Annotated in this window: 5 protein-coding genes; 3 read left to right on the top strand and 2 right to left on the bottom strand. The window is 59.2% G+C overall.

Annotated elements, in window-relative coordinates; genetic code table 11:
• Nucleotides 1-128: 128 nt before the first annotated feature.
• Together Q0C28_RS06325 and Q0C28_RS06320 are read right to left on the bottom strand one after the other, a co-directional pair.
• Complete coding sequence (locus Q0C28_RS06325; RefSeq protein ID WP_293573902.1) at nucleotides 129-707, bottom strand: hypothetical protein; 579 nt, start codon at nucleotides 705-707, stop codon at nucleotides 129-131.
• 58 nt (nucleotides 708-765) lie between these two features.
• Nucleotides 766-1,725 carry an L-malyl-CoA/beta-methylmalyl-CoA lyase gene (locus Q0C28_RS06320; protein ID WP_293573900.1) on the bottom strand — a complete coding sequence of 320 codons (960 nt, stop codon included), beginning with the start codon at nucleotides 1,723-1,725 and terminating at the stop codon, nucleotides 766-768.
• 549 nt (nucleotides 1,726-2,274) lie between these two features.
• On the opposite strand from Q0C28_RS06320, the gene dgcN reads away from it, so the two are divergent.
• From dgcN to Q0C28_RS06305, 3 genes are all read left to right on the top strand, one after another.
• The gene (dgcN, locus tag Q0C28_RS06315) at nucleotides 2,275-3,276 is read left to right on the top strand and encodes an N-acetyltransferase DgcN (RefSeq protein ID WP_293573898.1); all 1,002 of its coding nucleotides are present in this window, start codon (nucleotides 2,275-2,277) and stop codon (nucleotides 3,274-3,276) included.
• 213 nt (nucleotides 3,277-3,489) lie between these two features.
• On the top strand, nucleotides 3,490-4,455 hold the full coding sequence (gene dgcA / locus Q0C28_RS06310) for an N-acetyl-D-Glu racemase DgcA (protein ID WP_293573896.1): 966 nt from the start codon (nucleotides 3,490-3,492) through the stop codon (nucleotides 4,453-4,455).
• A 177-nt stretch (nucleotides 4,456-4,632) separates the two neighbouring features.
• Nucleotides 4,633-5,363: aminotransferase class IV (locus Q0C28_RS06305; protein WP_293573894.1), on the top strand; the 731-nt coding region annotated here is incomplete at its 3' end.

The following is a 5,363-nucleotide window of genomic DNA, read 5'->3' as shown; positions in this document are numbered from 1 at the left end:
ATATGCCTTAATCTGGCCCAGTATCTCGGCCCGCTTCTCTTTTAGGGTGTGAACAATCAATGGCTTTGACATGCCCCCATTCCACACGAGATCACGACAGCCATCCAGACGGTAACTTGGTGCATTTGCTACCTAAGACCGGTCACCAAGTCAGCGGCCCCTGCCATGGAAGCCTGGGCCAGAACCACCACAGCGGGCTTGCTTGTGGGATTGGAATGTGCCGCCAGAAACTCACTTATCGTCTTGGCAATGGCGGTGGCGAAACCTGCGGTGTCGCCTTGCTCAAAGAGTGACCACAGATATGTCATCGGCAGGAGGGTGATTGGATCTGGATTGCCAGCCTCAGACATGGCCCGCTGTAACAGCGATTTCGAAGGCTCAAGAGTGCTGTTCAGGCAATAGGCCAATAGGACCGGGCCTCCAACTTGTGCCGCCGTTTGCATCATGGGCCAGTCGAGCCGGATTGCGCCTGCGGTTTCTGCAACCTCACCCAGCGTCGTGCACGTACATAGAACCGGCCGGGCTGTTTTGCGTTTTGCCGTTCTGATAGTAGTTGAGATCTCCTCCAACAAAACTGCGTCTATCCCGTTTAGAGCACGGGCCAGCCAGTCGGGGCGGACCATGTGGGTCAGGGCTGCGCCTGGTGCCAAGGCGTCAATGGTTGCGACATGCACATCGGCTGTGTGCACCAGGGTGAGATCGGTCATGTCTGTTTGGCCTTTATGCATCTGCACCTACGAGACGCGTCGCAGGTGCAGGGTTGGGTCAACTTTGGGCGATGAGGTCGGATTGTGCGACGATGACCTCCGCCTGTTTGATCGAAGCGATATCGACTAGACGGCCTTTGTAGACTGTGGCGCCTTCGCCGTTGGCCTTGGCGGTTTCCATTGCGGCGAGGATCTCGCGGGCCTCAGCGACGGCTTCTTCTGATGGGGTGAAGACCTGATTGGCCAGAGCGATCTGTTTGGGGTGGATTGCCCATTTGCCGACCATGCCAAGCGTTGCGGAACGTTTGGCCTGCGCGATGTAACCGTCGTCATCGGAGAAATCCCCAAACGGGCCATCAACCGGAAGCACACCGTGGGTGCGGCAGGCGGCGACGATGGCGGCCTGGGCCCAGTGCCAGGGGTCAGACCAGTGTTTGTCACCCCCGCGCAGCATGTAATAGTCTTCCTGCGTGCCGCCGATACCGGTGGTTTGCATCCCCATGGAGGCGGCAAAATCCGCAGCTCCCAATGACATGGCCTGGAGGCGGGGGCTGGAAGCGGCGATCGCTTCGACATGGGCGATGCCGGCCGCAGATTCGATGATGACCTCAAACGACACCGGCTTGCTGCGCCCTTTGGCGCGTTCGATGGCTGTGACCAGAGCGTCCACAGCATAGACGTCTTCGGCGCAACCAACCTTTGGGATCATGATCTGATCGAGACGGTCACCGGCTTGTTCCAGCAGATCCACCACATCGCGGTACCAATAGGGCGTGTCCAGCCCGTTGATCCGGACCGACATATATTTGTTGCCCCAGTCAACCGTGTTGAGCGCTTCGATGACATTGGCGCGGGCGACATCCTTGTCGGAGGGGGCGACCGAATCTTCCAGGTCCAGGTTGATGACATCCGCGGCGGAGGCCGCCATTTTGGCAAAGAGTTTTGTATTTGAGCCGGGGCCGAAGAGTTGGCAGCGGTTTGGCCGCGCCGGGGCAGCGGGCTGGATACGAAAGCTCATATGCGGTGTCTCCGTCTGAGTAATGAAATTTCCCTAACAGTGATGATTTGGTTATTTCGTTACGCGGCGAAATGCAAGCGATTTTGCGATTGCAGCAAGTGCCTGCTGCGATGCGGCATCACATTGCGGCATTGCTCTGGGCGGTGGTTGTCGGCGAATCCATGCGTTTGCTGTGCGACGCGGCCAGATGATCCATGGCTCCGATGAAAAATGGCAATGGGTAAACAGCAGTGACCTTTTGGTGGAGGTGGCGATTTCTCCAGAAAACTAGGGGGTCCGGGGGCTTGGACGCAATCCAAACGGCAAAGACACAGGGCAGATGCAGGGGGGTGAGGGCTGCTTGACCCGCGATTGCGCGGGGTGTTCGGGTAGGAGTGGCGTGGGCGGTGATTTTTGCGGCATCTATGCTGACCTATCGACGATTTCTTCGGTAATACTGGCGGAAGCCGGGAGAATATTGTTCAGATGGGTGATTTTGATGTGAAAACGAGATGAAATTCCGAGGCGTTCTCTGGAATTTTGGACACAAAGAGGAAGAGGACCCACACCATGATCGAGACACCTTATCTGCTGTTTCTGGGCGATGCGCCCGACATGCTGGCTGCAAAAGTTGCCATTGGCATCCGTGATTGGCGTCCGGATCACGCCGTGGGCCAGTTGAGCTTGCCGGGCTGCGGCGCAGATCTCGGCCTGACAGAAATGACCCTGGCAGAGGCCAAGGCGGCTGGCGCCAAAACGCTCGTCATCGGTGTTGCAAACCGCGGTGGCGTGATTTCGGCAGCCTGGAAAGAGGTGCTGATCCAGGCGCTGGAAATGGGCTATGATCTCGCCTCAGGCCTGCACAACTTGCTGCGCGATGAAGGCGACCTGGTGGCTGCGGCGCAGACCCATGGCGGTACGCTGCATGATGTGCGGGTCCCAACGGTGGGTTATCCGATCGCCAATGGCGTGAAGCGCAGCGGCAAGCGCTGCCTTGCGGTGGGTACAGACTGTTCGGTTGGCAAGATGTACACCGCGCTGGCAATGGATGCAGAGATGCAGAAGCGTGGCATGAAGTCCACGTTCCGTGCGACTGGTCAGACCGGCATCTTGATCACTGGCCATGGCGTGCCGTTGGATGCGGTTATCGCCGACTTCATGGCGGGATCGATCGAATATCTGACACCCGACAATGACCCGGACCACTGGGATCTGATCGAGGGGCAGGGGTCACTGTTCCACGTGTCCTATTCCGGTGTGACCATGGCGTTGGTTCACGGTGGTCAGCCTGATGCACTGATCCTCTGCCACGAGCCCACACGTGATCACATGCGTGGCTTGCCTGGCTATTCGCTGCCCAGCCTGGAACAGCTGCGCGACACTGCATTGGGTCTGGCACAGGTCGGTAACCCCGATTGCAAAGTGGTAGGCATTTCGGTGAACACCCAGCATCTGGGCGAAGATGAGGCAGTGGCCTATCTCGCGGAAGTCGAAGCGCAGATGGGATTGCCTGCGGTGGATCCGTATCGCCATGGTGCAGGCCGTTTGGTGGACGCGCTGGACGCTGTGTGATCTAACCCGGCGCACGTCGGGGGCACTGCGATAGGGTAGGTGCCTCCGGTGGGAGTATTTTTGGAAAGATGACATCCGGGCCGCGCGCAGCGGTGCCCTGGCCTATCCGGAGACCGATCCGGGGCTGTTTTTCTGTGTGGATCATGCGCCGAACTTGTCTTGGCCACGATCTGTAGCGGGCGGATGTCGAAGACGGCAGAGATGGAGAGAGCCATGCAGATCAGCGTGACCGCGGATACTTTCAAGCTGGCGCAGGTGTTTACCATTTCCCGCGGCTCCCGCACCGAGGCCAAGGTGCTGACCGTGCGGGTGACGCAGGATGGCGTCACGGGCTGGGGCGAATGTGTGCCTTATGCGCGCTATGGGGAAACACTGGACAGCGTCACGGCGGAGATCGAGGGTTTGCCCGCTGTGTTCACCCGCGCGGAGCTGCAATCGCTTTTGCCAGCGGGCGCGGCGCGCAATGCTGTGGACTGTGCGATGTGGGACCTGGAGGCCAAACTGGCGGGCAAACGGGTGTGGGAGCTGGCAGCGCTGCCTGCGCCGGGCCCCGAGATCACGGCCTATACCCTGTCGCTGGACAGCCCCGAAAACATGAAGTCCCAGGCGGCCAAAAATGCTCACCGGCCCCTGCTGAAGATCAAACTGGGCACGCCGGATGATATGGCGCGGCTGGAAGCGGTGCGCGCGGGTGCCCCGGATGCCAAGATCATCGTTGATGCCAATGAGGGCTGGAGCGCAGAGGTCTATGCCGAGTTGGCCCCCCATCTGGTACGGCTGGGCGTGGCGTTGGTGGAACAGCCGTTGCCTGCGTCTGACGATGCGGCGCTGTCGGGGATGGAGCGCCCGGTGCCGGTGTGTGCCGATGAAAGCTGCCACGACCGTGCAAGCCTTGCTGCACTTGCGGGCAAATACGACGTGATCAACATCAAGCTGGACAAGACCGGCGGTTTGACAGAGGCGCTGAAACTGCGTGATGCGGCGCTCGCAGAGGGGTTTCAGGTCATGGTGGGCTGTATGGTCGGCTCGTCACTGGCCATGGCACCGGCCACTTTGGTGGCGCAGGGCGCGGTTGTGACCGATCTTGATGGACCCTTGTTGCTGGCCGAAGACCGCGAGACGCCGTTGCAGTTCGACGAAAGCGGCGTTCATGCCCCTTCTGCGGCGTTGTGGGGCTGATCAAACGGCCCTTTGGCTGCCGACCATTTGGGCAGAGTGGCTGTGTCATGGCTGCTCTCCCATAGCATCTGGGACAAAAGATCTGTGACAGAAGTGCTGTGACAGGATATTGGATTGCAGGATCTGGCTGGGCCAGAACAGACTCCCGGCGACTGCCGGATGGATAAGGAAACATCTATGACCCGTACTGTGTATGTGAATGGCGACTATCTGCCCGAGGGTGACGCGACCGTATCGATCTTTGACCGCGGCTTTTTGATGGCCGATGCGGTCTATGAGGTCACCTCGGTGCTGGACGGCAAGCTGATCGACTTTGAAGGTCACGCCGTGCGGTTGAAGCGGTCGCTGGATGAGCTGGAGATGGCTGAGCCTTGCAGTAAAGAAGAGCTGCTGGAGATTCATCGCAAACTGGTGGAGCTGAACGGCATTGAAGAAGGTCTGGTGTATCTTCAGGTGAGCCGTGGCTCTGACGGTGACCGGGATTTTGCCTTCCCGGCGGAAGGTACCAAACCAACGCTGGTGCTGTTCACCCAGAACAAGCCGGGTCTGGCGCATAGTGAGGCTTCCAAAAAAGGAGCCAAGATCATTTCTATCGAGGATATCCGCTGGGGCCGCCGCGACATCAAGACCGTCCAGCTGCTGTACCCGTCGATGGGCAAGATGATGGCCAAGAAAGCGGGCGCTGACGATGCCTGGATGATCGAAGACGGCCATGTCACCGAAGGCACATCCAACAACGCCTATTTCGTGAAGGATGGCACCATCGTGACCCGGCCGCTGTCCAACGATATCCTGCACGGGATCACCCGCAAGGCTGTTTTGCGGATGGCTGCGGAAGCTCAGTTGAAGGTGGAAGAGCGCCTGTTCACCATTGATGAGGCCAAAGAGGCGGATGAAGCCTTCACCAC

This window comes from Phaeobacter sp., assembly GCF_022825805.1.
Lineage (GTDB): Bacteria > Pseudomonadota > Alphaproteobacteria > Rhodobacterales > Rhodobacteraceae > Phaeobacter.
Note: the sequence above shows the minus strand (reverse complement) of the source record. Positions and strands in the feature narration are given on the sequence as shown.